Below are 22307 nucleotides of genomic sequence, written 5' to 3'. Positions count from 1 at the left end.
ACGTACAGTTACCAGATGGCGTAGAAATGGTAATGCCTGGTGATAACATCAAGATGACTGTAACTCTAATCTCGCCAATCGCGATGGATGAAGGTCTTCGTTTTGCTATCCGTGAAGGTGGCCGTACAGTAGGTGCTGGTGTTGTAGCAACTATCGTAGAGTAATAATTAACGTTTAAGTTAATTGTTAGAAAAAGGTCACTTCGGTGGCCTTTTTTAATGGCTGCGATTTGAGCTGTAAGCTCTAAGCCGTCAGTGAAAGACAAGCTTCTCTTGACACCTAAGTTAAAATGAGCAAAATTTTGCAGCTGATAGCTGATAGCTGATAGCTGATAGCTGATAGCTGATAGCTGATAGCTGATAGCTGATAGCTGATAGCTGATAGCTGATAGCTGATAGCTGATAGCTGATAGCTTATGGCTTATGGCTTGTTCTTTAACTTTTTCTGGGTGCGTTTTTTCTCTGCTTTTTTAACGTGTTTACTGATCCACTTGGTCATTTTTGCCATTAATGCAGGTGGGAAATTATGACCCATGCCTGTGACTATTTTTAGTTTCGCTTTACGTATTTGCATCGCGGTTAATTTACCCGCGGCAACGGGCATAACTGGGTCTACATTGCCGTGAATGACTAAAGTAGGCGCTTTTATTTTCGGCATTAAATGTTGCCTGCAATCACTTGCGGCAATGGCTGCTAATTGGCGATTGAAACCCCGAGGGTTATACGCACGATCTACCCCTGAAATGGCTTGTTTGCGTAATACTTGCTCATCTTGGGGATAAGCGGGACTGCCGATTCGTTGATTAAGTTTAATATTATACTGAATGGCGCTATTGCGGTTAGGGGACCTAGGGCGATGTTTTACTAGTTGTAGAAATAATTTTAGCCCAGATAATGATAGTTTCAGTTTGCCAGAGCTAGACATGATTGAGGTTAGGCTCAGGACCTTTTTTTTATATTTTGCGGCAATAATTTGTGCAATCATGCCCCCCATAGATGCGCCAACTAGATGGGCTTTTTTTATGTTCAGTGCATCCATTAACTCAATCACATCAGTTGCCATATCATCAAGAGTATACATATTGCTGGATGTCAGTGGCAGACGTTTACTTAACCAAATTTTTAGTAAGCTCGGATCGCCATACTGTTCTAATTGGCTCGAAAGGCCAGTATCGCGATTATCAAACCTGATCACTCTAAAGCCACTATTAACCAAGCCAAAATAGAGTTCTTCAGGCCACACGATGAGCTGCGCCCCTAAGCCCATAATAAGTATAATCGCGGGGGCTGATTTATCTCCTTGGTCTTGGTAGCTAATAGTAATGCCACTTTTAATTTTAATCGTGCGCATATTACGTTATGTTGATAGCTTATTTATGGGCTGATATAGACAAGTATAGGCAAAGCTCAGTGATCCTTGATAAATACAAGTATGAATTTTTTATATCTAACAGCTCAAGCCTTTAAATAATTAGCCCTCAGTGTGTTTTCGCATTTCTTCTAGTAAGCTCTCATTGCCCATCATATCGTTTAATACTGACTTCACAGTACTATCAGATGTATTTTGATAGAGTGATAGGATGTGTTGGGCAATCTGTTTACTATATTCATTTTGCGAATCTTGGGCTTGGTAATACTGTGCCAGCAGCCCCTGACCAGCTAAGCGGCGTATATAGTCATTAGAGTCTTGTTTTAATAACGAGGTAAAACGCTCTGCGAGGCGATAGTCAAGTACAGGTGATTGAGTGGTCACTTCTATCGCTTGAATTTTAAACTTATCATCAGTACTATTTTCAGCCAAATCTAAAATGTTATCGACTACTTCAAAATCATATTCAGGCATTTTTGATTTATTCAAAATATACATATTCATTTGTAGTTGGCTTAATGCTGCCAGCCTATCAATATCGGCAAGATTAGGGTTAAGAATTTGTTCCCGTAATTGCGCAGTAACCTTTTTGGCATATTCAGGCTCTGATTTGATACGCAGCTCATAATCTTGTGGCAAGTCTGCATAAAAACCGTATAACGGGTTTTCTTCACGCATTTTTTCTACTTCTTCTTGCTCTTTCTCTACTAACACGGCTAATACTAACTCTTTAAATTCATCCGTATTTTGTACTTTGTTAGCTGTAGGGTTTTGTAAATTCAAGTTTGCTACTTGTCGCTGTAAAGCGCTTATCTTGTTGTGAAGTTCTGTAATAGAAGGCGGACTATCGTGGCTATTTTTTGGTAAGTCTTTTACTGATTGTTGTAAAATTTCGGTATCAAGCTGGTGAGCAACAAGGGGGGCAGATTTGAAAAATGCACCATAGCATGAGATTGCAACAGCAATTGAAGCAAGGGCAATAGCAAAAGATCCTTTACTAATTGGCATGTAGGAGACTCCATATTAAAAAGCAATAATCTACCGCTTTTGGGTATTAAAGTCTGTTAAAAGATGTAGAGAAAAAGCCCTGAAAGAGAGTTGCAAATAGTTTTAAATAGATGATTAGCGTAAAGGTACGCCCATAAACTATGGGCGTACCTTTATTAAATTAACGCTTAATGTTTTGCTGCATAGGCTTCGGCTTGTTGCCAAACTCGTAGCGTGTTGCCACTAAGTATTTTTTTAATATCAGTATCGCTGTAACCTCTATTCATTAAACCTTGCACAAGGTTTGGATAGGTTGATACATCCTTTAAACCAATAGGTAATGAGTCACCCACACCGTCATAATCAGAGCCAATACCAACATAATCGATACCAATTAGCTCAACAACGTGATCAATATGATCAAGTACTTGCTCTAAGCTTGCAAATGGGAATGGGTTTTTAGCACGATAAGCGGCATCAAAATCTTTGCTTAATTTAGTGCCTTGTTTTTTCGCTGAATCTTTGGTGTTATTGAGTTGATCGTACCAATTACGTGAGCTTGAAGTGACAAAACTTGAGCCAAAGTTGATTTGAATAACACCACCATTCTTTTTAAGCGCTAATAGCATTTTATCATCCATATTACGCTCAAAACCTGGTGTATATTTACGCAATGATGAATGTGAAGCAATAACCGGTGTTTTAGATAATGCCATTACTTGATAAAACGCATCATCTGAAATGTGTGATACATCGATTAGCATGCCAATGTTATTCATCTCTTTTACTAGCTCTTTACCAAATGGGCTTAAGCCTTTCCATTTACGGCGAATATCATACGACGAGTCAGAAATATGATTGCTTTGTGAATGAGCTAGCGTTATATAGCGCACGCCGCGGTCAAAAAAGTGTTGTAGGTTTTTTAGCTCACCTTCAATCGGAGAGCCATTTTCCATGCCCATCGCCAGCGATATTTTACCTTGCTTAAAGTGTTCTTTAATATCTGTGGTCGAATCTGCAATTGCAAATCTATCAGGTGCACGCTGTGCAATTGCTTCCATACCATCAATTAACTGGTTTGCCAGTTGGTAGCTTTTACCTTTGCCTTCAAACTCTAAATGAGCAGGAATATATATCGACATAAAAGGGGCATTTAAACCGCCTTTAACTGCACGTGGGTAATCAAAATCACCGCCGTCAGTCGCTTGTGTTACATCGGCCCAATTTCGGTGTATACGATACGGTACGTCAATATGGGTATCGATCAATATTGTATCTTTAGCGAGTTTAATTGCCTTGTCGGATGCGGTAATACTTGTAGCTTGTAGGGTATGGCAGGACAAAGCAAGTGAAACGGCAATAACTACTGAGCTTAGTTTTATCATTTTTAATGGCTCTTTGAGTGAAAAAGCCATTGTCTATTTTTGTAACTCGGGTTACAAGTTTACTCGCTAAATTGCACTTCACTTTGAAGGGCTTTAAATTCGCTTTTAGAAATAATGGTCACCGACTCATGTAACTCTGAAAAGAACACCATGGCTTCGCCATTGTGTAGCTGTTTTTTTACCTGACTAACTTTTGCCTCAATACTGTATTCAACATCACCGTAATCGGTGCCTTCGCGCAGCACATAGCTCTCGATTAAATTGTATAGGGTGTCTTTATCTAACTGCTCATGGGGGATGATCATAACGGCTCTTTTTTAACGATCTGGGTAAAGTAGTGTGGCACGACCTGTTCTAACCAATAAATGGGCCTGAATGGGTTTTTACCACTTATAAAGCCAACATGGCCGCCTTTTTCTGAGATGCGCAGCGTAACATGCTCACTCACATCTTGCCTACTGGGCACGGCTTTTATTGACAACATTGGATCGTCTTTGGCGTGTACAAGTAAGGTAGGTGTTGTTATATGTTTTAAAAAAGGCATGGCGCTAGCTTGCTGGTAGTAATCTTCAGCACCCACAAAGCCGTGTAATGGTGCGGTAAGCTTATCGTCAAATTGCCATAAATCGTTAATACCCATAAGTTGTTCAGGCGTTAAGTTAATTTGTTGCTTGATTTGAGGGAGCTTTCGCTTCATTGATTTTTTCATGCGATCAAGTAAGTACTTTTGATAAATTTTAGCCAAGCTTTTACGAATTACTTGGCATGAAGGCGATAAATCATAAGGGGCCGAAATAACCGCCGCTCCATCGAGTAAGCATTGCTCACCTTGTTCACCTAAATATTTAGCCAGTACATTGCCACCGAGCGAAAAACCCACTGCAACCATTAAACGCTGAGGAAACTGTTGTTTAAGTTGTTTGATAAAAAAGTCGAGATCACCTGTTTCACCACTGTGATAAGCACGTGGCAAACGGTTAACTTGCGTAGAGCAGTTACGAAAATGCATTAAGACAACACTAAAACCCTGCTTTTTTAGTGCTTTCATCATGCCTTTAGCATAAAAGCTATTGATATTGCCTTCGAGGCCGTGCAGCACAATAGCAAGTGGTGCGTTATCGTCTTTAGGAAGTGACCAAGCAAGTTCTAAAAAATCACCGTCGGGAGTATCAAGCTGCTCTAATTGGTAGCGCGTGGTATGAAATGGGCGAAAAAACCGCGGCATAATTGTTTGCACATGGCGGTTGGTCATCCACCAAGCAGGCTTGAATTCTGTAGACATAATTTAAAACTGTTTAGCTAATTGAATCGCTAGTGTAACAAATTTTTAGCAATAAAAAGCCCCTAATCAAATAACTTGATAGGGGCTTTGTGCGTCGTGCTTAATGCTGTTCTGGAATATCTGCATCGTGTATTTTTTTCATAAAGAAATACACAAAGAAAAGGCATAAGCTAATAACTATTCCTAAAAAACCAAATGATAAAAATAGTACTGGGTCGCTAAAAAAATCTCTAAAGAATACGTCCATAACCTGCCTCCTGATGTCTATGGGGTAATCATAGGCCGACTTAGCGGGGGGTGATATGATCCAGATCAAGCTATTTTCCTGATTATAAAAACAGCGGTAAATAAGTTGATATGGATCATGTTTTGAAGGCTGTTAACGCATTAAAAAAGTAGCTAAGGGCCTTTACACTGCTGGTTTTTAAAATAACAAAAAGTTAGATCAATCTAAGTGTGCTTATAAAAATTGTCGGGATAAATCCGCGACCTACATTAACTTTTAAGCTCAGGCATTCATTGTGTGGGTCGTCATTTATGTTTAACTTAGTCTGTAAGCTTTTTAACAACCAGCATGTGTAAATCTGTTTTAGCTAAGAAGTGAATACCTTGGCTTGAGATTAAGTCACCCTCGTTTAGGGATGTAGTTTCTGCATCCGTACCGATTGTTAAGTTATCAGCAACAGCAGCGCCTGAAATAATATAAGTAAAGTTTTCTTGTGCGATTTGCATTGATTCACTTGCTTGTAAATGCACTATTTCCATAACCGTATGACTGTTAAAAGTAGTATGTTGGTTGTTATCACCGCCATAAATACGGGTGACGCCTGATTTGCTGGGGGTGTATGCTTTGTAGTCGGCTGGTTGGCCGTTTTGCTCCGGTAAGGCCCATACCTGTAGCATGCGGTTTTGCTTGTTGTCAGGGTTGATTTCGTTGTGGTTAAAGCCTTCACCACCGGCTCTTTGTACTTGCACATCACCTGCTATTAAATCTTTACCGTGTTCCATCGATCCTTCATGGCTCACTCTGCCTTCAATAATAATTGAAATAACATCGATTTCACTATGTGGGTGCATACCAGAGCTGCCTAATGGATTGTATCGAGCATCAGCAAGGTACACCATGTTACCAAAGCCTTCGAAAGTTTCTGGTTTTTTACGCGCCCCAAAAACCCTACTATCGGTCACTAAGCGATGCTCTGTAATGCCTGCAAAGCCGCCTAACTTTAATGAATCTCTAGATAATACTTTCATACTTAATACCTTACTGGTGCGTTGAGTTGATGGAATCATTTTAGAGAGATATGATTGTTTGATAAATACGTAGAAATGCAAATTGCTTTTTCAAATTCAACAACAATAGGTGTTTAAGTGTCTGACATTGATTTAAACGACATGATGCTATTTATAGCTGTAATCGATGCTGGTAGCTTTACGTTAGCCGCCGAGCGAGTCAATATTCCTAAAGCCAACTTGAGCCGTAAAATAGCAAGGCTAGAAAGTAATTTAGGGGTTACCTTATTAGAGCGTACAACACGCACACAGCACATTACAGAAGTGGGTATGCGTTATTTAGAACATTGTCGACGTATTCAGCAGGAGCTTGAGCTTGCTAAAGTGTCAGTGGCAAAATCACTTGATACAGTCAGTGGTAAGTTAAAAGTGGGGGCATCTGTAGGAATAGGGCATGAAGTACTAAAAGAGAGCTTAGCGCAGTTTATGCGGCTGTATCCTAACGTAAATTTACAGCTGGAATTAATAAACCGTCGCGTAGATTTAATTGAAGAAGGGTTTGATCTGGTGATCAGAATCGGGGATTTAGATGACTCCCGCTTGGTTGCAAAGCGTTTGGGTAAAATCAGTCGTAAACTATATTCAAGCCCGCAGTATTTACAATCGCAGGGTGATATTAAGTCAGTACAGCAGTTAAGTGAATGTGATTTACTATTGATGAGCAGCGCGCAAAAGAGTACTAAGTTGACGTTGTCTGCTGGTAAGCAGCATTATGAATGTAAATTAGAGCCTAAAGCTATCGTTGATGATTTCACATTATTAAAGCAACTCGTTATTGATGGTTTAGGTGTGGCTGTACTTCCTGATTATATGTGTCAAGAAGCGTTAATAAAGTCTGAGTTGGTTTCAGTACTCCCTAATTGGGGGATGGAGACTGTTGATATATTTGCCCTCTACCCAAAGCATCGTTTAGATATCCCTAAAGTACGCGCATTTTTAGAGTTTATTCAAACATTATTTGCGCAAAGGTTAAGTGTATAAATTAATTAAGGCGGCACGTCGCTAAATCAAAAATTAATGCAGAGACATTTACTTGCCATTGAGCTGTGACGATACGGGCACTACAACAACCACTGCTCACTCGGATTTTGGTAAGCGCTCTGCTTGCTAATTTCGCCTAAGTTAAAGTATTTCTTATGATACTTTTACTGCTCCATATAAAACTGCTTAAATGCATCGTAAACAGCAAGGTGTAAAGTCTCGTTATAATCAAGTTGTTCAAAGTAGGTGAAGTTAACTTGCGAAGACGTAGGAAGCTCTTTTTTTAATTTGTTGTAAACTTGTTTGGCACCTTCTTCCATAACCTTACCTTCTTTACCTACCGCCACATAAACAGCTTTGGGTGAATGAGTAGGGCTTACGGGGTTATTTAATAATTTTGCGTCGTTAAACCACATGCTTGGACTGATAATTATATAGCGCGAAAAAAGTTGAGGGTGCTTTAGTAGGATTTCAGTCGCGAGTAGCCCGCCTAAAGATTGGCCAATTAACGTGTTTTCTTGGTTACTACGATAGGTTTTATTCACTAATGGCTGTAATTCTTTTCCTATGAATTGAATAAATTTTGCAGAGCCACCATGAGTTGGTAGATCGCGTATGTCTAAAGGGTGTGTGCTTTGTGGAGTGTAATCATGCTTTCTATCAATATTGGCTATGCCTACAACAATACTTTTTGGCAACATTTTTAGCGAAGAAAATGAGCCAAATTGAACCAAACCAGCAATATGTATAAAGTCTTCTTCTTTTGAGCCATCTAACAAGTAAATGACAGGGTAAGTTTGTTCGCCATTATGTTTATAGCCTTCTGGTAGATAAACATTTATCTCTCTTTTTTGGCCTAAAATGGAAGATTGAAATGATAGTGTGTCACCAAGTATAAAAGGAGTTTTAGTGATCTCGTTGCAAAAAGCATTAAAGTTGATGATAAGTGCTAGCAGTATGAAGGGAATTGTTTTTTTATACTTCATAAGTAATCCTTTTAGTTTTTAATATACGGTTTTTAAGCTGTTCAATATACACACTAAAAACATTCATCGTACAGTTAATTAACTCATGAGAGAGTGATAAAAAAATCATAGAACGTTTTATACCAATCTGGATAGATATGGGGTCTATTTAATTCGTTAAATTGTTCAATATTTATGCAGGTTGGTATTGATTACCGTTTTGGGTTTTAGGCTGCAAAAGGCAAAGCCTACCGCAATTAAGAGTAGTCATGAGCTGGGTCGTGTTTAGCCTGTTGCTTATCAATTTTTAAAGTTTCCTGAATACAACCAAGCAAGGTGATGATTCTACTTGGCTGTGGAATTAACGTTTAAAGCTCAAGTGTTTGCCAAATACATCTCAATATTATGCGGCGCTGCCTGTTTTGCTAAATCCATGCAATTAACCGCATCAATCAATATTTGCTGCTGTTGTTTTTCAAGCTTTAGTTCGGCGCTGAGTAGTTCTTTGCGAATACAAGCGTAGCCGCTGATGGTGGCTTGATTCGCTTTTAGGTGGGCGCGGGCGGTGCGTAGCGGGTACATTACGTTTTGATCAAAATCGCTAATGGTGGCCACTAAAATATCGAGTTGGTTGCTATTAATTTTTAATCCTAGCGAATCTAAATAATGCAGCAATAAACACAGGTTGACGTTTTTACCTTGCTGGTTTTGTAGTGCCAGCAAGGTTTGTTGGTTGTCGCATTGCTCATAAAAAGCGCAGGAGAATTGCCAAAAATTATCGCTATTGAGCAAGTTCATCGGCAAACGCTTGTTCTTTTTCTTCCATTTCTTCGAGCGCCATTAATAGCGTTTCTTCAACGTCGTTTAATTTAGGCGTAAGAGTGGCTTGTTTAGTTAGTAGCTCTTTTAACTTCGCCTTATTGTCATCGCTGTAAAGTTCGTTATCGCCGAGTGCTTCTTCAACTTCAGCTAGCTCTGCGGTGTATTTGTCGAGTTGCTTTTCGAGCTTTTCGATTTGCTTTTTAAGTGGCTGCGTGGCTTTTCTAAACTCCGCTTCTAAGCGTTTTTGTTCTTTACGGTTAACACCTGAGTTGGCTTTTGGCTCATCGTCAGGTTGTGTTGCTTTAGCTGCTTCTTTATTGGCATTGAGTAACCATTGGTAATAGTCATCGAGTTCGTAACCAAATTGCGTTACTTCGCCGTTATCTACTAGGTAAAACTCGTCAGCGGTATTTTTAAGCATATGACGGTCATGCGATACCGTCACCATAGCGCCTTCAAATCCTTGCAATGCCATGACCAATGCATGACGCATTTCTAAATCAAGGTGGTTGGTTGGCTCATCCAGTAATAATAGATTAGGTTTTTGATACACCAACATAGCGAGTACTAAACGGGCTTTTTCGCCACCAGAAAACGGTGCTACAGGCTCAAGCGCTTTATCACCAATAAAAGCAAAACCGCCTAAAAAGTCACGCAGTGATTGCTCGGTGGCTTTAGGGTTTAAGCGCTGTAAATGGGTAATTGCGCTGGCTTTTAGATCTAACGATTCCAACTGATGCTGGGCAAAGTAGCCAATATTTAAACCCTGATGCTGAAACACTTCACCAGCTTGTGGCTGTAAATCGCCAGAGAGTAATTTGATCAGTGTAGATTTACCCGCGCCATTACGGCCAAGTAGGGCAATGCGACTGCCCGGTACTAAGTTAAGCTTAATACTATTTAAAATGGTGACATCGCCATAACCTGCTTGGGCTTTATCAAGCGTCATTAATGGGTTTGGTAGCGCGGTTGGTTCAGCAAACTCAAAATCAAAAGGCGAGTCAGCATGTGCAGGGGCGAGCTTTTCCATACGCTCAAGGGCTTTAACACGGCTCTGCGCTTGCTTGGCTTTACTGGCCTTTGCTTTAAAGCGGGTAATAAATTGTTCAAGGTGAGCTATTTGATCTTGTTGCTTTTCGAACATTGCTTGCTGTTGTAATAGGCGTTCAGCTTTTTGACGCTCAAACTGCGAGTAGTTGCCTTTGTATACATTGATTTTTTGTTTGTCGATATGCCAAATCTGATCAACGACAGCATCTAAAAATTCGCGGTCATGAGATATCAATACCAGCGTGCCGGTATACGCGCGTAAAAAGCGCTCCAGCCAATACACTGCATCTAAATCTAAGTGGTTTGTTGGTTCATCTAGTAGTAATAAGTCGGCATCACGAATAAGCGCCTGTGCAAGGTTTAAGCGCATACGCCAACCACCAGAGAAGTCACTAACAGGGTTTTCAATCTGGTTATTGGCAAAGCCTAAGCCATGCAGTAGTTCGCCTGCTTTGGCTTCGATGCTATAGCCTTTAATATGTTCAAGTTGGATATGAACTTTGGCTTGGGTATCACCATCATCATTTTGTTCTGCTTCACGCAGGGCAATGCGCAAGGTGTAATACTCCGGGTGGCCTTGTAATACATAGTCAATTGCGCTGATATCAAGCGCAGGTGTTTCTTGTTTTACTGATGCGATAGACCAATCTTTTGGAATACTGCAATTACCGGCGTCCAGCTGCAGCTCAGATTTTAATAAACTAAATAGCGTTGATTTACCGCAACCATTTGCGCCAACTAGGCCAACTTTATGTTCTGGAAATAACGTCGCTGATGCGTCTTTGAGCAGTGCTTTACCGCCACGTAATAGTTCTATTTCTGAAATTTGGATCATGAATACGTTACTTTACTGTGCCCTGATTGAATTGCCTACATCATAGCACGGATCGACTTATGGTTATCAATCGTATCACCTTGGTAGATATTAGGATAAAATGATGACAGTTAAAACTGTGGGGAAGTGCTGTGAAACAGAAAAAACGATTTATTGCTGGTGCAACATGTCCTGAATGTAAAACCATGGATATGATGATGCTTTATAAAGAGCATGATGTAGAAAAAGTTGAGTGTGTGCAGTGTGGTCACAAGATGACTCAGCCAGAGCAGGCAGTTCAGGCATCAACACGCCAATTTGAACAAGTTATTGGCGTGTTTAAGCCAGGTGATTGATCACCTCAGCGCTTTTAATAGTGCGGTGGTGGTGGCTCTGGGGTATCAGACATCATCATTGACGATGATTGTGATTCTTTGATTTTTTCAGCCAGTAGCTCTGTTTGGCGTTTCATTTTTGCCAATAGCTGCTGGTGAACTTTTATTTCATCATTTAAAATTTCAATCGTTTCATCTTGAAAGGCGACTTTAGCCTCAAGTTCCATTAAGCGATGTTCAATTGTGTTCATTTTGTTCTCGTATAGTAAAACGCTCAGCGATTCCGCTTGAACTCTCGGTTAACAACGCTGTGCCGTTGTCAGTAAAAGCAACATCCAAAACCACCGCCGACTTAGGCTTGCTGCCTTCGCGTGGGGTTACATGCCAACTCTGAATTTTTTCACCGTCTGATAATTGCCATAAATCAACCAAGCGATTTGGCGAGCCTGTTACCAGCAGTGTGCCTTGTTCATTAAAGCGAGCTGTAGTGAAAATTTTCTGTCGAGCAATATACGCCAGTTTACTAACAAGATCACCTGTTGTCAGCTGCCATACACGTGCTTGTGCCATACTGTCGGCGGTAAATGCATAGCGCCCTTGCGGGTCGAGTGTGACATGGGTAACACGGTTGGGGTGATTAAAACGATGAATAACTTGCCCGGTACGGGTATCCCAAAAATAGGCAACGTAATCATTCGAGCCACTCAACGCAAAACGGCCATTAGGAGCAAGATCAACCACATTAATTTTTTCTTGGTGACCAAGGAACTCAATGCGCCTGCCGGTCTCTAAGTTGAGGTAAACAACAACATTGTCGCTGCGGCCATATAAAACACTGCGCCCTTGGTTGCTGATAGCAATATCGCGAATGGTGGCCGTTTTGATTTTGTAATAACCGGTATTGGCGCCAGTGGCGATATCCCACACTGCGAAGGTGGTTTTTTCTGCGGTAACAGCGTGGCTATTATCGTATGAAATAGCCACTGTATGCACTAGGCTATCTTGGTCTTGCTGTTGAAACCACTGGTATTTGAGTACCTGCTGTTGATTATCCCATAGGGCGACCCCATGGTGTATAGATGAAATCAGGCTATATGTACCATCGTGAGAAATGGCAGAGGCAAACGCACCTTTAGCGGCATGCTCGTAGCTGGCCGTTGCTTGGTTTTTTTGCTCTGAGCAAGCGATTAATAAAATACAACTCAGAAGATACAAAAAAGTACGAAATATCGACATATTACAGGTATTTCCCCTTAACTCTTAGTGATTGAGAGGTTAGACTAGGTACGTTAAAAGCCTAGGCAGTTTATCTAATCACCAATATGATGACAGGTGGTCTGCGTATGGTAATTAGATAAGCAGCCTATCATGTAGGCCGTTAATCTTTAACTAGTAATAATACAATAAATGACATCTGCAAAGTTTGTCGGAGATTTAAAATGAAAAAGACGATTAAATTGTCATTGATTGCAGCGTCAGTTTTAGCGCTTACTGCTTGTAATCAAGAAGCAAAACAAGAACAAGCACCAGTAACGCTTGATACAGAAGCACAACAACAAGCATACGGTATTGGTGCGTCAGTTGGTAACTTTTTAAATAAAGATCTTGCTGATAAAACTGAGTTAGGCATTGAGCTTGATCAAGCACTATTAATTCGCGGCTTTAAAGACGCGCTTGCTGGTGAAGCAAAAATTGACGAAGAAAAAATTCGTGAAGTATTAACTGCGCTAGATACATCTGTGCGCACTAAGCAAGAAGCACATGCAAAAGTAGAAGCTGAAAAAAGCCAAGCGGCAGGCATTAAATTCCTAGCTGACAATGCAGCGAAAGCTGGTGTGACAGTTACTGAGTCTGGTTTACAGTACGAAGTACTAACAGCCGGCGAAGGCGAAAAGCCAGTTGCAACAGATGTTGTTAAAGTGCATTACAAAGGTACTTTATTAGACGGAACTGAGTTTGATAGTTCTTATTCACGTAACGAACCAACTACGTTCCCTCTAAATCGCGTAATTCCAGGTTGGACTGAAGGTTTGCAACTTATGCCAGTAGGCGCTAAGTACAAATTTACTATCCCAGCTGACCTTGCATATGGCGATCGTGACCTAGGTAAAATCCCAGCTAACTCAACACTTGTTTTTGAAGTAGAACTACTTGAAATTCAAGATGAAGAGCAAGCTGCCGCTGCTGAGTAATTTTTAGCACGCAATACTTAGCACGCAATAAAAAAGGGACCAATTGGTCCCTTTTTTATTTTCTCCCCATAATTAGGCGATAACGCAGTATAAATGGCAAACATGGGCTGCCCAAAGGGTTCTTCCTAGGGGCGATTAACTCTTTGTTGCCTACATGGAGGTAGGTAAGGAGCGTGAGCAGGACGCGGAAGCTTTGCTCGATTTTTACTTAGCCTGCTAGGTTACAAACCTCGCGCCGCGATTAAATCGCCCCTAGATTGAACAAATTTCAATCCACAAAGGTCAACACGCCCTGGGGGATGTTAATCAGTATGATTAGAATACAAGTTGTCGATTAGTTCATCTTCTAACTCAAAGCGTAGCTCTAACGCTTCGCCTAATTTTGACAAGTCTTTATCAAAATCATTTAGTAGATCATTTTTATTCACTTCAGCATATTTATCGTTAAAGTCTAGCGCCGTATCTGTTGTTTCTGAAATACGCGGGTAAAGTTCACTCGCTAGCTGTTGGCTTTTTGGGCCTTTTTGTTCACATGCTTTGGCGATGTTATCGTAAATTTCAAAATGACCAGCAGACAAGTAGTCCATCAGAATTTGGCAAAAGCTTTGAATTTGTAATTGATCTGGCAAAGCCTGATCTTTTTTATCGTAAGGTGAAAAGCCAGCAATTCGACAATACAGAACCAGTAGCTCTTGGCGTTCAGCTAGCCATTTATCGATAACAGTGTGACTACCACCCCATTTTTTTTGAGCTTTCTCTAAACGCGTCAGCATTATCATTCTCCTTAGCTGGGTTGGTTTTCTTTATTCTTTACATAACAATGAAATATGAAGCAAAAATCAACACATTTTTTATTTATTCAGTAACTGAATCTAAACAGAATTGTATATAAGCAGTTTTTCATACTAGATTGCAAGCTATTTGGCTTATTTCAGGCAAGAAAAAACCACCATAAATGGTGGTTTAATTCTTTTTTCCATGACTTGTTTAAACAAGCTTTCTTTTTATTATGGGAAGATTTTTATTATTGTTTTTATGTAATTTTTATTGTTGTTATTGTTAACGCGGAACAAGTTATACCAAGCTTTTATTGATGTTGCAAACTTATTAATAAAAATAATTAAATGTTATTGTTTGTTGCGTGTTTTTTGCGCGCCGAATAAAAGTGTTGATCTGTATCTATCTGAGTGCGTTTTACTATCATTGCGATAGAGAGCCGCTCAATATGGTGATACAATCTGCGCAATATCTACAAGCTTTAGGATCCTTAACGCTATGAGCGAATTAAAAAACGACCGTTATTTACGTGCACTACAAAAGCAACCAGTTGATGTAACTCCGGTATGGATGATGCGCCAAGCAGGGCGTTATTTACCAGAATACCGCGCTACACGTGCACAAGCGGGCGATTTTATGAGCCTGTGTAGAAATGCAGAACTTGCTTGCGAAGTAACGTTACAGCCACTGCGTCGTTATCCGTTAGATGCGGCTATATTATTCAGCGATATATTAACGATCCCTGATGCTATGGGTCTAGGTTTGTACTTTGAAACTGGCGAAGGTCCTAAATTTGAGCGCCCAATTTCATCATTAGCAGACGTTAAAAAAATTCCAAAGCTAGACCCGACCGACGAGCTAGGCTACGTAATGAATGCCGTTAGCACTATTCGTCGTGAATTAAAGGGTGAAGTTCCACTTATTGGTTTCTCTGGCTCGCCATGGACACTTGCAACTTACATGGTTGAAGGCGGTAGCAGTAAAGTATTTGGTAAAATTAAAAAAATGGCGTTTGCTGAGCCACAAACATTGCACTTATTGCTTGATAAGCTTGCTGATTCTGTAATTGATTACCTAAACGCGCAAGTTAAAGCGGGTGCACAATCATTAATGGTATTTGATTCATGGGGTGGTGTATTAAGCCCGCGTGATTACAACGAGTTCTCATTGCAATATATGCACAAAATTGTTGATGGTTTAATTCGTGAATACGATGGCCGTAAAGTGCCTGTAACGCTGTTTACTAAAAACGGTGGTCAATGGATTGAAGCAATCGCTGCAACAGGCTGTGACGCTATCGGCCTTGATTGGACGATTAATATCAGTGATGCAAAGCGTCGTGTTGGCGATAAAGTGGCACTACAGGGCAACATGGACCCATCTATGCTGCATGGTACACCAGAGCGTATCCGCCAAGAAGTGGGCACCATATTAGAAGATTTTGGTACAGGTAATGGCCACGTATTTAACTTAGGCCACGGTATTACACCGGATGTAGATCCTGAGAACGCAGGTGTATTTATTAATGCAGTACATGAGCTAAGTGCGCAATATCATAAGTAATAGCAAACGTAACAGCAGCTGTTATTGATAATCAAAAAAGCCCGCTTAGTAATAAGCGGGCTTTTTGTTGCTTAGCTGTTTACTTAAACAAGCGATTTAAGCCATTTAATGCCGCAACACGGTAGGCTTCAGCCATCGTTGGGTAATTAAACGTGGTATTTACGAAGTAGTCTATGGTGTTGCCACCATTTTTTTGTTCCATAATTGCTTGGCCAATGTGAACAATCTCAGAGGCACGCTCACCAAAGCAATGCACACCGAGTACTTCTTTCGTTTCGGTATGGAATAAAATCTTTAAACTACCCACTTCAGTACCCGCAATTTGCGCCCGTGCCAAATGTTTGAATTGCGCACGGCCTACTTCATACGGAATTTTAGCTGCGGTTAGCTCTTGCTCTGTTTTACCTACAGAGCTCATTTCAGGAATGGTATAAATACCCGCTGGAATATCAATAATCAGTTTTTCATCACAGTTACCACAGGCAATTGCATCAGCAGCAATGCGGCCTTGATCAAACGCAGCACTGGCAAGGCTTGGGTAACCAATAACATCGCCAACTGCATAAATATTGTCAATGTCAGTTTGATAGGTCTCGTTTACTTTTAATTGACCGCGGCTATCAGCTTTTAAGCCAACCGCTTCGAGGTTTAATGTATCAGTGTTACCAGTACGACCATTGGCAAATAAAATACAGTCAGCTTTAACACGCTTACCTGATTTTAAATGCATGATCACGCAATCATCACGGGTTTCAATACGATCAAATTCTTCGTTATGGCGAATAACAATACCGCTGTTCCAAAAGTGGTAACTTAGTGCATCTGAAATTTCAGCATCCATAAAAGCAAGCAAGCGATCACGGGTATTTACTAAATCAACCTTTGCGCCGAGGCCTTTAAAGATAGAGGCATACTCACAGCCAATCACACCGGCGCCATAAATAAGAACACGATGAGGGTCATGCTCAAGCCCTAAAATCGTATCACTTTCGTAAATACGAGAATGGGTAAAGTCGACTTCTGGTGGGCGATAAGGGCGTGAACCGGTCGCAATAACAATTGTTTTGGCTGTTAGTCGCTCAGTGGAACCATCAAGGCGTTTAATTTCAATGGTGTGCTTGTCAACAAAGCTCGCATCACCCTGAAACATATGAATACGGTTACGATCGTAAAAGCTACTGCGTAAATTAGACTGCTTAGAAATAACCGAACTGGCATGGCGCAAAATATCGGGGAATGTTAAACGAGTAGGGCGCTCTCCTACATTAAATAACGGGTTTGCTTTGTACTCAATATAGCGGCTCACAGAGTGGCGCAGGGCTTTTGATGGAATGGTCCCCCAATGCACACAACCGCCACCAACGGCTTCTTGGCGTTCAATAACGGCCACTTTTTTGTTACTTTTAGACAGGTTCATGGCGGTACCTTCACCGCCAGGACCTGTGCCTATAATGATCGCATCATATTGAAATGATGGTTGTTCTTGCTTTACTTGTTGTTTGGCCACAGCCACTCCTACATTAACTAAAAGAGGCTTTTAATAACCTCGCATTCAGTGCTAGCCAAGCCTGCTTTTGGGTTTCCCAAGCGGCTTCAAGCTCATGGTATTGTGTAATTAAAGCTGATTTTTCGCATTGTTGCAGCATGTTATTCTTTTTAACTTCTAATACCTGTTTTTTCAGGGCACAAAAGTGTTGTAGCTTTTTCAGCAATAAATCATATTCTTGCTGCAATAATGTAAGCTTATCTTGCGCTAAAGGCAATTTTGCCAAGCGATTTTGAGTTTTATTCATCAATGTTTCGGCTTTTGCTTTTTCAATACGCTCAATTGGTGTTCGTTTTAGCTTTTTAGCCAAGCCAATAGCTGCAAATGAGCGGATCATCCATTTTGTTGGATCATAATGAAACCATCTAATACCGTTGCGGTAATCGCTCGCAAAAATATGATGGAAGTTATGGTAGCCTTCACCATACGTAAATAATGCTAAAAAGCCATTATCGCGTGCGGTGTTTTTTTCAGTATAAGGGCGAGAGCCCCAAATGTGCGCGACTGAGTTGATAAAAAAAGTAAAATGTTGGCTTAATACCAAGCGCAGCAAGCCAGCCAATAACAGCATACCTATTACATCGCCAACCAATAAACCCAGCACCAGTGGAATACCAATATTAGTGGCTAATACGAGTTTTAAATAATGACGGTGTTGCCACATTACAATTTTGTTGCGCTGCAAGTCTCGACAGTTACTGTAATCACCATAACTATCGCCTTGGTAATCGCGCAGCATCCAACCAATATGGCTATACCAAAAACCGTTGGTTGCAGCGTAAGGATCTTTAACTGGGTCATCAACTTGACCATGATGTACACGATGGTCGCTACTCCAGTGCAGGGCGCTATTTTGCAATGCAAATGCACCACCGATAGCAAAAATCATCTCAACAGCAGGGTGAGCATCGTAGGTTTTATGTGCCCAAAGGCGGTGATAGCCCGCGGTGATCGACATCCCGGCGTAAAACATACACGCCACAAATGCGATCCAGTGCGCACTGGTAAATCCATAGCTTATACCATACCAAGGAACAAGCGTTGCGGCAGCCAAAAAAGTAAGGCTAAAGAACAGGACGTTAGTCCAAATAATCGGTGGTTTATTCATCTTTATAAATCTGAGCGTACACTTGTAAGCTAAAATAATATTTCATTCTCTCGCCGTCAAGTATTAGACTGGGGAATTGAGATAAAAATCACCATAATTTGATTTAAAATAAATCAGGAGTAGTGTATGTCGGGTGTTCGTGCGCAACAGAAGCAAAAAACACGACAAGCTTTAATTCAGGCGGCATTTAACCAATTAAGTGCCGAACATAGCTTTTCGAATTTAAGTTTACGCGAAGTTGCCCGCGAAGCTGGTATAGCCCCCACCTCATTTTATCGCCATTTTAAAGATATGAATGAACTTGGCTTAACCATGGTTGACGAAGCCGGTTTAACATTGCGCCAACTTATGCGTCAAGCACGCCGACGTATTGCCAGCGGCAATAATAGTATTATCAGCACCTCAGTCATTACCTTTATGGAGTTTATCGACAACTCCAGTAACCAGTTTAGACTACTATTGCGAGAACGCTCAGGAACATCCAAAGCATTTAGGGCCGCAGTTGCTCGTGAAATTAAGCATTTTATTCTAGAGCTTGCGCATTATCTTGAAAGCGAAACCCCCTGCGATGCAACTCAAGCTTATATTCAAGCAGAGGCCATGGTAACACTGGTATTTAATGCCGGCGCTGAAGCACTAGACATAGACGCACAGCAGCGCGAAGAGCTTGTAGAGCGAGTCATCTGGCAGTTACGCTATATTACCCGAGGCGCGAGTAACTATGTGCGCGAAACTCATAAAGCGATTGAACCAACAATCTAGTTTTTGTGAGAAAAAACCCGAAGAGCTAATATAAGCACCAACCTTGAGGGTCGGTAAGTAATTTAAACACTATTATCGACTAATTTTTATTTATTTATGTTTTAATGTCATTTTTTAGCATAAATAAACCTTTTAATGTCGTTTTTAATTCCTTTTAAAGAAAAAATTATGCTTGCATGCACCTCTGTGGAGTGTTAAAAATACAGCTAATTAAACACACATTTAGTAAAAGTAGATGCAAAATACACACTTAATTACACTAAAACTAAACCTCTTACTGCTAACGTATGTGAGCGGGGATTAGTGTATTTGCATTGAATAATACATAAAAAAAACCCCGCATCAAGCGGGGTTTTTTTATCTCGCAACGTGGGTCGTTGAACACTGAGGGCAGATTATGCAAGATCAAGATAAAGTATGGATTTTCGACACCACCTTACGCGATGGTGAGCAGGCGCTTAAGGCAAGTCTTACTGAAGAAGACAAAATTCAACTGGCGCACACCATTAGCCGCTTAAATGTAGATGTAATGGAAGTGGGTTTTCCGGTTTCAAGCCCTGCGGACTTTCGTTCAGTGCAACGCATTGCAACAGAAGTAAAAGGCCCGATTATTTGTGGTTTAGCCCGCTCTGTTGCCAAAGACATTGAAGCCTGTGGCGAAGCACTTCGCACAGCACAACAAAGTCGCATTCATACTTTTATTGCTACCAGCCCTTTGCATTTAGAGCACAAATTACGCATGAGTTTAGATGATGCGACGGCTATGGCGGTTAAATCAATCAAGCTTGCCCGTAATTATACGGATGATGTGGAATTTTCCTGTGAAGACGCAGGCCGTACACCGCATTGGGATTTATGCCGCATTGTAGAGCAAGCAATTAATGCTGGTGCATCAACCATCAACTTGCCTGATACCGTAGGGTATGTAACGCCAGATGAATATGCTGCCATGATCCGCTACTTGTTAAATAGCGTGCCTAATATTGATAAAGCCCGTTTAAGTGTGCACTGTCATAATGACCTAGGTTTAGCGGTTGCTAACTCAATTGCCGCAGTGCAAGCCGGTGCGCGCCAAATCGAATGTACGATTAATGGCATTGGTGAACGTGCGGGTAACTGCTCGCTTGAAGAAGTGGCGATGATTATGCAGATGCGTAAAGATCACCTAAAAGTGCATACAGATATTCGCAGTGAAGAAATTTACCGCGCATCACGTCAGGTGGCAAAAATTTGTAATATGCCAGTACAGCCTAATAAAGCGATTGTGGGCGAAAATGCTTTTGCGCATAGCTCTGGCATCCACCAAGACGGTGTATTAAAAGCGCAAAATACCTATGAGATTATGTCGCCAGAAAGCGTAGGTGTACCAAACAACCAATTAAATATGACTTCACGCTCAGGTCGCCACGTTATAGAGCATCGCTTAGAAGAGTTGGGTTATCAAAAAACCGATTACGACATGAACAGTCTATATGACAGCTTTGTGGCACTTGCCGATCAAAAAGGCACCGTGTACGACTATGATCTTGAAGCGATGATTTACTTTAATCAAATCAGCGATAAAGACGAAAAGTACCAATTGGAATTTGTTAACTCTACCTCTAACTCACAATCAGTGGCGAGCTCAACTATTGGCATGACAATCGCAGGCGAATCTAAGCAAGAAGCAGCTACGGGTAATGGCCCTGTTGAGGCCTCATTTTTAGCGATTGAGCGCTTAACGGGCATGGCAGTGGAAATGATTGAATACAATTTAGAAGCAACCGGCGAAGGTGCAAGCTCACTAGGGCAAGTAAATATTATCGCAAAATACGATGGTCGCCCTTACCACGGCGCCGGTATTGCAGCGGATGTAGTTGAAGCGTCTGTACGCGCTATGATCCGCGTTTATAACTTAATTTATCGTGCACAAAAAGTGTCTGATTTAAAACAACAAAGGAAAGCAGGATGAGTCAAACGAATTATAGCATCGCAGTATTAGCTGGCGACGGTATCGGCCCAGAAGTGATGGCAGCAGCAGAGCAAGTGCTTGATGCCGTAAGCAGTAAGTTTGGCTTTACCTTAACTCGTCATCCTCATGCTATTGGCGGTGCTGCTATTGATGAATTTGGTAAAGCATTACCAGAGACAACGCTCGCTGCCTGCGAAAATGCAGACGCTATTTTATTTGGTTCAGTCGGTGGCCCTAAATGGGAGCATTTACCGGCGGATGAGCAGCCAGAGCGCGCATCGCTTTTACCACTGCGTAAACATTTTGGCTTGTTTTGTAATTTACGCCCCGCGCAGTTATTACCTGCGTTGAGTGCAGCGTCACCACTACGAGCCGATATTAGCGAGCAAGGTTTTGATATTTTATGTGTGCGTGAGCTTACAGGGGGTATTTATTTTGGCGAAAAAGGCCGCAGTGGCGAAGGCGAAAATGAAGCCGCATTTGATACGCAAACCTATTCACGCAAAGAAATTGAACGAATTGCGCGTTTTGCGTTTGAAGCAGCAAAATTGCGTAACAATCATGTCACGTCGGTAGATAAAGCCAACGTACTTGCATCAAGCGTGTTATGGCGTGAAGTTGTCACCGAAGTCAGTAAAGACTATCCAGAAGTGAACCTTGATTACATTTACGTTGATAATGCTGCTATGCAGTTAGTTAAGCAGCCAAGTCAGTTTGACGTATTGCTATGCGACAATTTATTTGGTGATATTTTGTCAGACGAATGCGCAATGATCACTGGCTCTATGGGCTTATTACCGTCAGCAAGTTTAAATCAGTCTGGTTTTGGTATGTATGAACCGGCTGGTGGCTCAGCACCAGATATTGCAGGTAAAGGGATTGCTAATCCAATAGCGCAAATTTTAAGTGCCGCTTTAATGCTACGTTACTCGCTAGGCCAAGATGAAGCTGCGCGCAGTATTGAAAAAGCAGTTGCCGAAGCTGTAGAAGCCGGTGTAGGCACACCCGATATCTACCCGAACGCAGGTTATACAACGCAAGACGTTGCCGCTGCGATTGTGGCTCGAATTTAAATTAATTATGCTCGTGGCAACCGTCACGTCGCGAGCTAAACCGAATTAGGGAA

The 22307-nt window shown here is 41.2% G+C and carries 22 protein-coding genes; 8 read left to right on the top strand and 14 right to left on the bottom strand.

Features of this window, described 5'->3' with window-relative positions; all coding sequences use genetic code 11:
- Positions 1-164, top strand: a 164-nt coding sequence (locus tag A7967_RS22490) for an EF-Tu C-terminal domain-related protein (protein WP_501193728.1), incomplete at its 5' end; no start/stop codon positions are given.
- A gap of 256 nt (positions 165-420) precedes the next feature.
- Here the strand turns inward: A7967_RS22490 and A7967_RS15825 are convergent.
- The 6 genes from A7967_RS15825 to A7967_RS15800 all read right to left on the bottom strand — a co-directional run bounded on the left by A7967_RS15825 (position 421) and on the right by A7967_RS15800 (position 6276).
- On the bottom strand, positions 421-1350 hold the full coding sequence (locus tag A7967_RS15825) for an alpha/beta fold hydrolase (protein WP_054206056.1): 930 nt from the start codon (positions 1348-1350) through the stop codon (positions 421-423).
- 120 nt (positions 1351-1470) lie between these two features.
- Positions 1471-2376, bottom strand: a complete 906-nt coding sequence (locus tag A7967_RS15820) for a hypothetical protein (protein ID WP_054206057.1) — start codon at positions 2374-2376, stop codon at positions 1471-1473.
- A 167-nt stretch (positions 2377-2543) separates the two neighbouring features.
- Complete coding sequence (locus A7967_RS15815; RefSeq protein WP_054206134.1) at positions 2544-3740, bottom strand: dipeptidase; 1197 nt, start codon at positions 3738-3740, stop codon at positions 2544-2546.
- Positions 3741-3799: 59 nt separating this feature from the next.
- The gene (locus A7967_RS15810) at positions 3800-4045 is read right to left on the bottom strand and encodes a YheU family protein (RefSeq protein WP_054206058.1); all 246 of its coding nucleotides are present in this window, start codon (positions 4043-4045) and stop codon (positions 3800-3802) included.
- A complete protein-coding gene (locus tag A7967_RS15805) occupies positions 4042-5022 on the bottom strand; it encodes a hydrolase (RefSeq protein ID WP_054455378.1) in 981 nt (326 codons plus the stop codon). The genes A7967_RS15810 and A7967_RS15805 overlap by 4 nt, the downstream gene beginning before the upstream one ends.
- A gap of 546 nt (positions 5023-5568) precedes the next feature.
- The gene (locus tag A7967_RS15800; RefSeq protein ID WP_064435854.1) at positions 5569-6276 is read right to left on the bottom strand and encodes a pirin family protein; all 708 of its coding nucleotides are present in this window, start codon (positions 6274-6276) and stop codon (positions 5569-5571) included.
- Positions 6277-6393: 117 nt separating this feature from the next.
- Between A7967_RS15800 and A7967_RS15795 the strand changes: the two genes are divergently transcribed.
- Positions 6394-7296, top strand: coding sequence for a LysR family transcriptional regulator (locus A7967_RS15795; RefSeq protein ID WP_235575802.1), 903 nt, complete (start codon positions 6394-6396; stop codon positions 7294-7296).
- Positions 7297-7460: 164 nt separating this feature from the next.
- Here the strand turns inward: A7967_RS15795 and A7967_RS15790 are convergent, their stop codons facing one another.
- The 3 genes from A7967_RS15790 to A7967_RS15780 all read right to left on the bottom strand — a co-directional run bounded on the left by A7967_RS15790 (position 7461) and on the right by A7967_RS15780 (position 10968).
- Positions 7461-8282 (bottom strand): alpha/beta hydrolase, encoded by an 822-nt coding sequence (locus tag A7967_RS15790; protein ID WP_064435853.1) that lies wholly within the window; start codon positions 8280-8282, stop codon positions 7461-7463.
- A gap of 354 nt (positions 8283-8636) precedes the next feature.
- Positions 8637-9059: a TIGR02444 family protein gene (locus tag A7967_RS15785; protein WP_064435852.1), complete on the bottom strand. Its 423-nt coding sequence runs from the start codon at positions 9057-9059 to the stop codon at positions 8637-8639.
- On the bottom strand, positions 9043-10968 hold the full coding sequence (locus A7967_RS15780; RefSeq protein ID WP_054206063.1) for an ATP-binding cassette domain-containing protein: 1926 nt from the start codon (positions 10966-10968) through the stop codon (positions 9043-9045). Before A7967_RS15780 ends, A7967_RS15785 begins: the two co-directional genes overlap by 17 nt.
- A 131-nt stretch (positions 10969-11099) precedes the next feature.
- Between A7967_RS15780 and A7967_RS15775 the strand changes: the two genes are divergently transcribed.
- Positions 11100-11303 (top strand): YheV family putative zinc ribbon protein, encoded by a 204-nt coding sequence (locus A7967_RS15775; RefSeq protein WP_054206064.1) that lies wholly within the window; start codon positions 11100-11102, stop codon positions 11301-11303.
- A gap of 14 nt (positions 11304-11317) precedes the next feature.
- Here A7967_RS15775 and A7967_RS15770 read toward each other — a convergent pair whose 3' ends face one another.
- Together A7967_RS15770 and A7967_RS15765 are read right to left on the bottom strand one after the other, a co-directional pair.
- A complete protein-coding gene (locus A7967_RS15770) occupies positions 11318-11533 on the bottom strand; it encodes a SlyX family protein (RefSeq protein WP_054206065.1) in 216 nt (71 codons plus the stop codon).
- Complete coding sequence (locus A7967_RS15765; protein WP_054206066.1) at positions 11520-12518, bottom strand: WD40 repeat domain-containing protein; 999 nt, start codon at positions 12516-12518, stop codon at positions 11520-11522. Before A7967_RS15765 ends, A7967_RS15770 begins: the two co-directional genes overlap by 14 nt.
- 203 nt (positions 12519-12721) lie before the next feature.
- On the opposite strand from A7967_RS15765, the gene fkpA reads away from it, so the two are divergent.
- Positions 12722-13474 (top strand): FKBP-type peptidyl-prolyl cis-trans isomerase, encoded by a 753-nt coding sequence (gene fkpA / locus A7967_RS15760; protein ID WP_054206067.1) that lies wholly within the window; start codon positions 12722-12724, stop codon positions 13472-13474.
- Between the two features lie 302 nt (positions 13475-13776).
- On the opposite strand, the gene A7967_RS15755 is transcribed toward fkpA, so the two are convergent.
- Positions 13777-14247 (bottom strand): Rsd/AlgQ family anti-sigma factor, encoded by a 471-nt coding sequence (locus A7967_RS15755; RefSeq protein ID WP_054206068.1) that lies wholly within the window; start codon positions 14245-14247, stop codon positions 13777-13779.
- Between the two features lie 502 nt (positions 14248-14749).
- Here A7967_RS15755 and hemE point away from each other — a divergent pair.
- Positions 14750-15814, top strand: a complete 1065-nt coding sequence (gene hemE / locus A7967_RS15750) for a uroporphyrinogen decarboxylase (protein WP_054206069.1) — start codon at positions 14750-14752, stop codon at positions 15812-15814.
- Between the two features lie 79 nt (positions 15815-15893).
- Here the strand turns inward: hemE and sthA are convergent, their stop codons facing one another.
- Positions 15894-17321 (bottom strand): Si-specific NAD(P)(+) transhydrogenase, encoded by a 1428-nt coding sequence (gene sthA, locus A7967_RS15745; protein WP_054206070.1) that lies wholly within the window; start codon positions 17319-17321, stop codon positions 15894-15896.
- Positions 17322-17334: 13 nt separating this feature from the next.
- Positions 17335-18468, bottom strand: a complete 1134-nt coding sequence (locus A7967_RS15740; protein WP_054206071.1) for an acyl-CoA desaturase — start codon at positions 18466-18468, stop codon at positions 17335-17337.
- A 126-nt stretch (positions 18469-18594) separates the two neighbouring features.
- On the opposite strand from A7967_RS15740, the gene fabR reads away from it, so the two are divergent.
- The 3 genes from fabR to leuB all read left to right on the top strand — a co-directional run bounded on the left by fabR (position 18595) and on the right by leuB (position 22254).
- The gene (fabR, locus tag A7967_RS15735) at positions 18595-19230 is read left to right on the top strand and encodes an HTH-type transcriptional repressor FabR (protein ID WP_054206072.1); all 636 of its coding nucleotides are present in this window, start codon (positions 18595-18597) and stop codon (positions 19228-19230) included.
- A 397-nt stretch (positions 19231-19627) separates the two neighbouring features.
- Complete coding sequence (gene leuA, locus A7967_RS15730) at positions 19628-21181, top strand: 2-isopropylmalate synthase (RefSeq protein ID WP_064435851.1); 1554 nt, start codon at positions 19628-19630, stop codon at positions 21179-21181.
- Entirely contained in the window at positions 21178-22254 is a 1077-nt protein-coding gene (gene leuB, locus A7967_RS15725; RefSeq protein WP_054206074.1) for a 3-isopropylmalate dehydrogenase, read from the top strand. The genes leuA and leuB overlap by 4 nt, the downstream gene beginning before the upstream one ends.
- The last annotated feature ends 53 nt before the right edge of the window (positions 22255-22307 follow it).

Source organism: Pseudoalteromonas neustonica (genome assembly GCF_001653135.1).
In the GTDB taxonomy this organism is placed as follows: domain Bacteria; phylum Pseudomonadota; class Gammaproteobacteria; order Enterobacterales; family Alteromonadaceae; genus Pseudoalteromonas; species Pseudoalteromonas neustonica.
Note: the sequence above shows the minus strand (reverse complement) of the source record. Positions and strands in the feature narration are given on the sequence as shown.

What these genes read in the sequence shown, in the direction of transcription:
- A7967_RS15825 (WP_054206056.1), bottom strand. Translation starts at nt 1,350, where the DNA reads ATGCGCACGATTAAAATTAAAAGTGGCATTACTATTAGCTACCAAGAC.
- A7967_RS15820 (WP_054206057.1), bottom strand. Translation starts at nt 2,376, where the DNA reads ATGCCAATTAGTAAAGGATCTTTTGCTATTGCCCTTGCTTCAATTGCT.
- A7967_RS15815 (WP_054206134.1), bottom strand. Translation starts at nt 3,740, where the DNA reads ATGATAAAACTAAGCTCAGTAGTTATTGCCGTTTCACTTGCTTTGTCC.
- A7967_RS15810 (WP_054206058.1), bottom strand. Translation starts at nt 4,045, where the DNA reads ATGATCATCCCCCATGAGCAGTTAGATAAAGACACCCTATACAATTTA.
- A7967_RS15805 (WP_054455378.1), bottom strand. Translation starts at nt 5,022, where the DNA reads ATGTCTACAGAATTCAAGCCTGCTTGGTGGATGACCAACCGCCATGTG.
- A7967_RS15800 (WP_064435854.1), bottom strand. Translation starts at nt 6,276, where the DNA reads ATGAAAGTATTATCTAGAGATTCATTAAAGTTAGGCGGCTTTGCAGGC.
- A7967_RS15790 (WP_064435853.1), bottom strand. Translation starts at nt 8,282, where the DNA reads ATGAAGTATAAAAAAACAATTCCCTTCATACTGCTAGCACTTATCATC.
- A7967_RS15785 (WP_064435852.1), bottom strand. Translation starts at nt 9,059, where the DNA reads ATGAACTTGCTCAATAGCGATAATTTTTGGCAATTCTCCTGCGCTTTT.
- A7967_RS15780 (WP_054206063.1), bottom strand. Translation starts at nt 10,968, where the DNA reads ATGATCCAAATTTCAGAAATAGAACTATTACGTGGCGGTAAAGCACTG.
- A7967_RS15770 (WP_054206065.1), bottom strand. Translation starts at nt 11,533, where the DNA reads ATGAACACAATTGAACATCGCTTAATGGAACTTGAGGCTAAAGTCGCC.
- A7967_RS15765 (WP_054206066.1), bottom strand. Translation starts at nt 12,518, where the DNA reads ATGTCGATATTTCGTACTTTTTTGTATCTTCTGAGTTGTATTTTATTA.
- fkpA (WP_054206067.1), top strand. Translation starts at nt 12,722, where the DNA reads ATGAAAAAGACGATTAAATTGTCATTGATTGCAGCGTCAGTTTTAGCG.
- A7967_RS15755 (WP_054206068.1), bottom strand. Translation starts at nt 14,247, where the DNA reads ATGCTGACGCGTTTAGAGAAAGCTCAAAAAAAATGGGGTGGTAGTCAC.
- hemE (WP_054206069.1), top strand. Translation starts at nt 14,750, where the DNA reads ATGAGCGAATTAAAAAACGACCGTTATTTACGTGCACTACAAAAGCAA.
- A7967_RS15740 (WP_054206071.1), bottom strand. Translation starts at nt 18,468, where the DNA reads ATGAATAAACCACCGATTATTTGGACTAACGTCCTGTTCTTTAGCCTT.
- fabR (WP_054206072.1), top strand. Translation starts at nt 18,595, where the DNA reads ATGTCGGGTGTTCGTGCGCAACAGAAGCAAAAAACACGACAAGCTTTA.
- leuA (WP_064435851.1), top strand. Translation starts at nt 19,628, where the DNA reads ATGCAAGATCAAGATAAAGTATGGATTTTCGACACCACCTTACGCGAT.
- leuB (WP_054206074.1), top strand. Translation starts at nt 21,178, where the DNA reads ATGAGTCAAACGAATTATAGCATCGCAGTATTAGCTGGCGACGGTATC.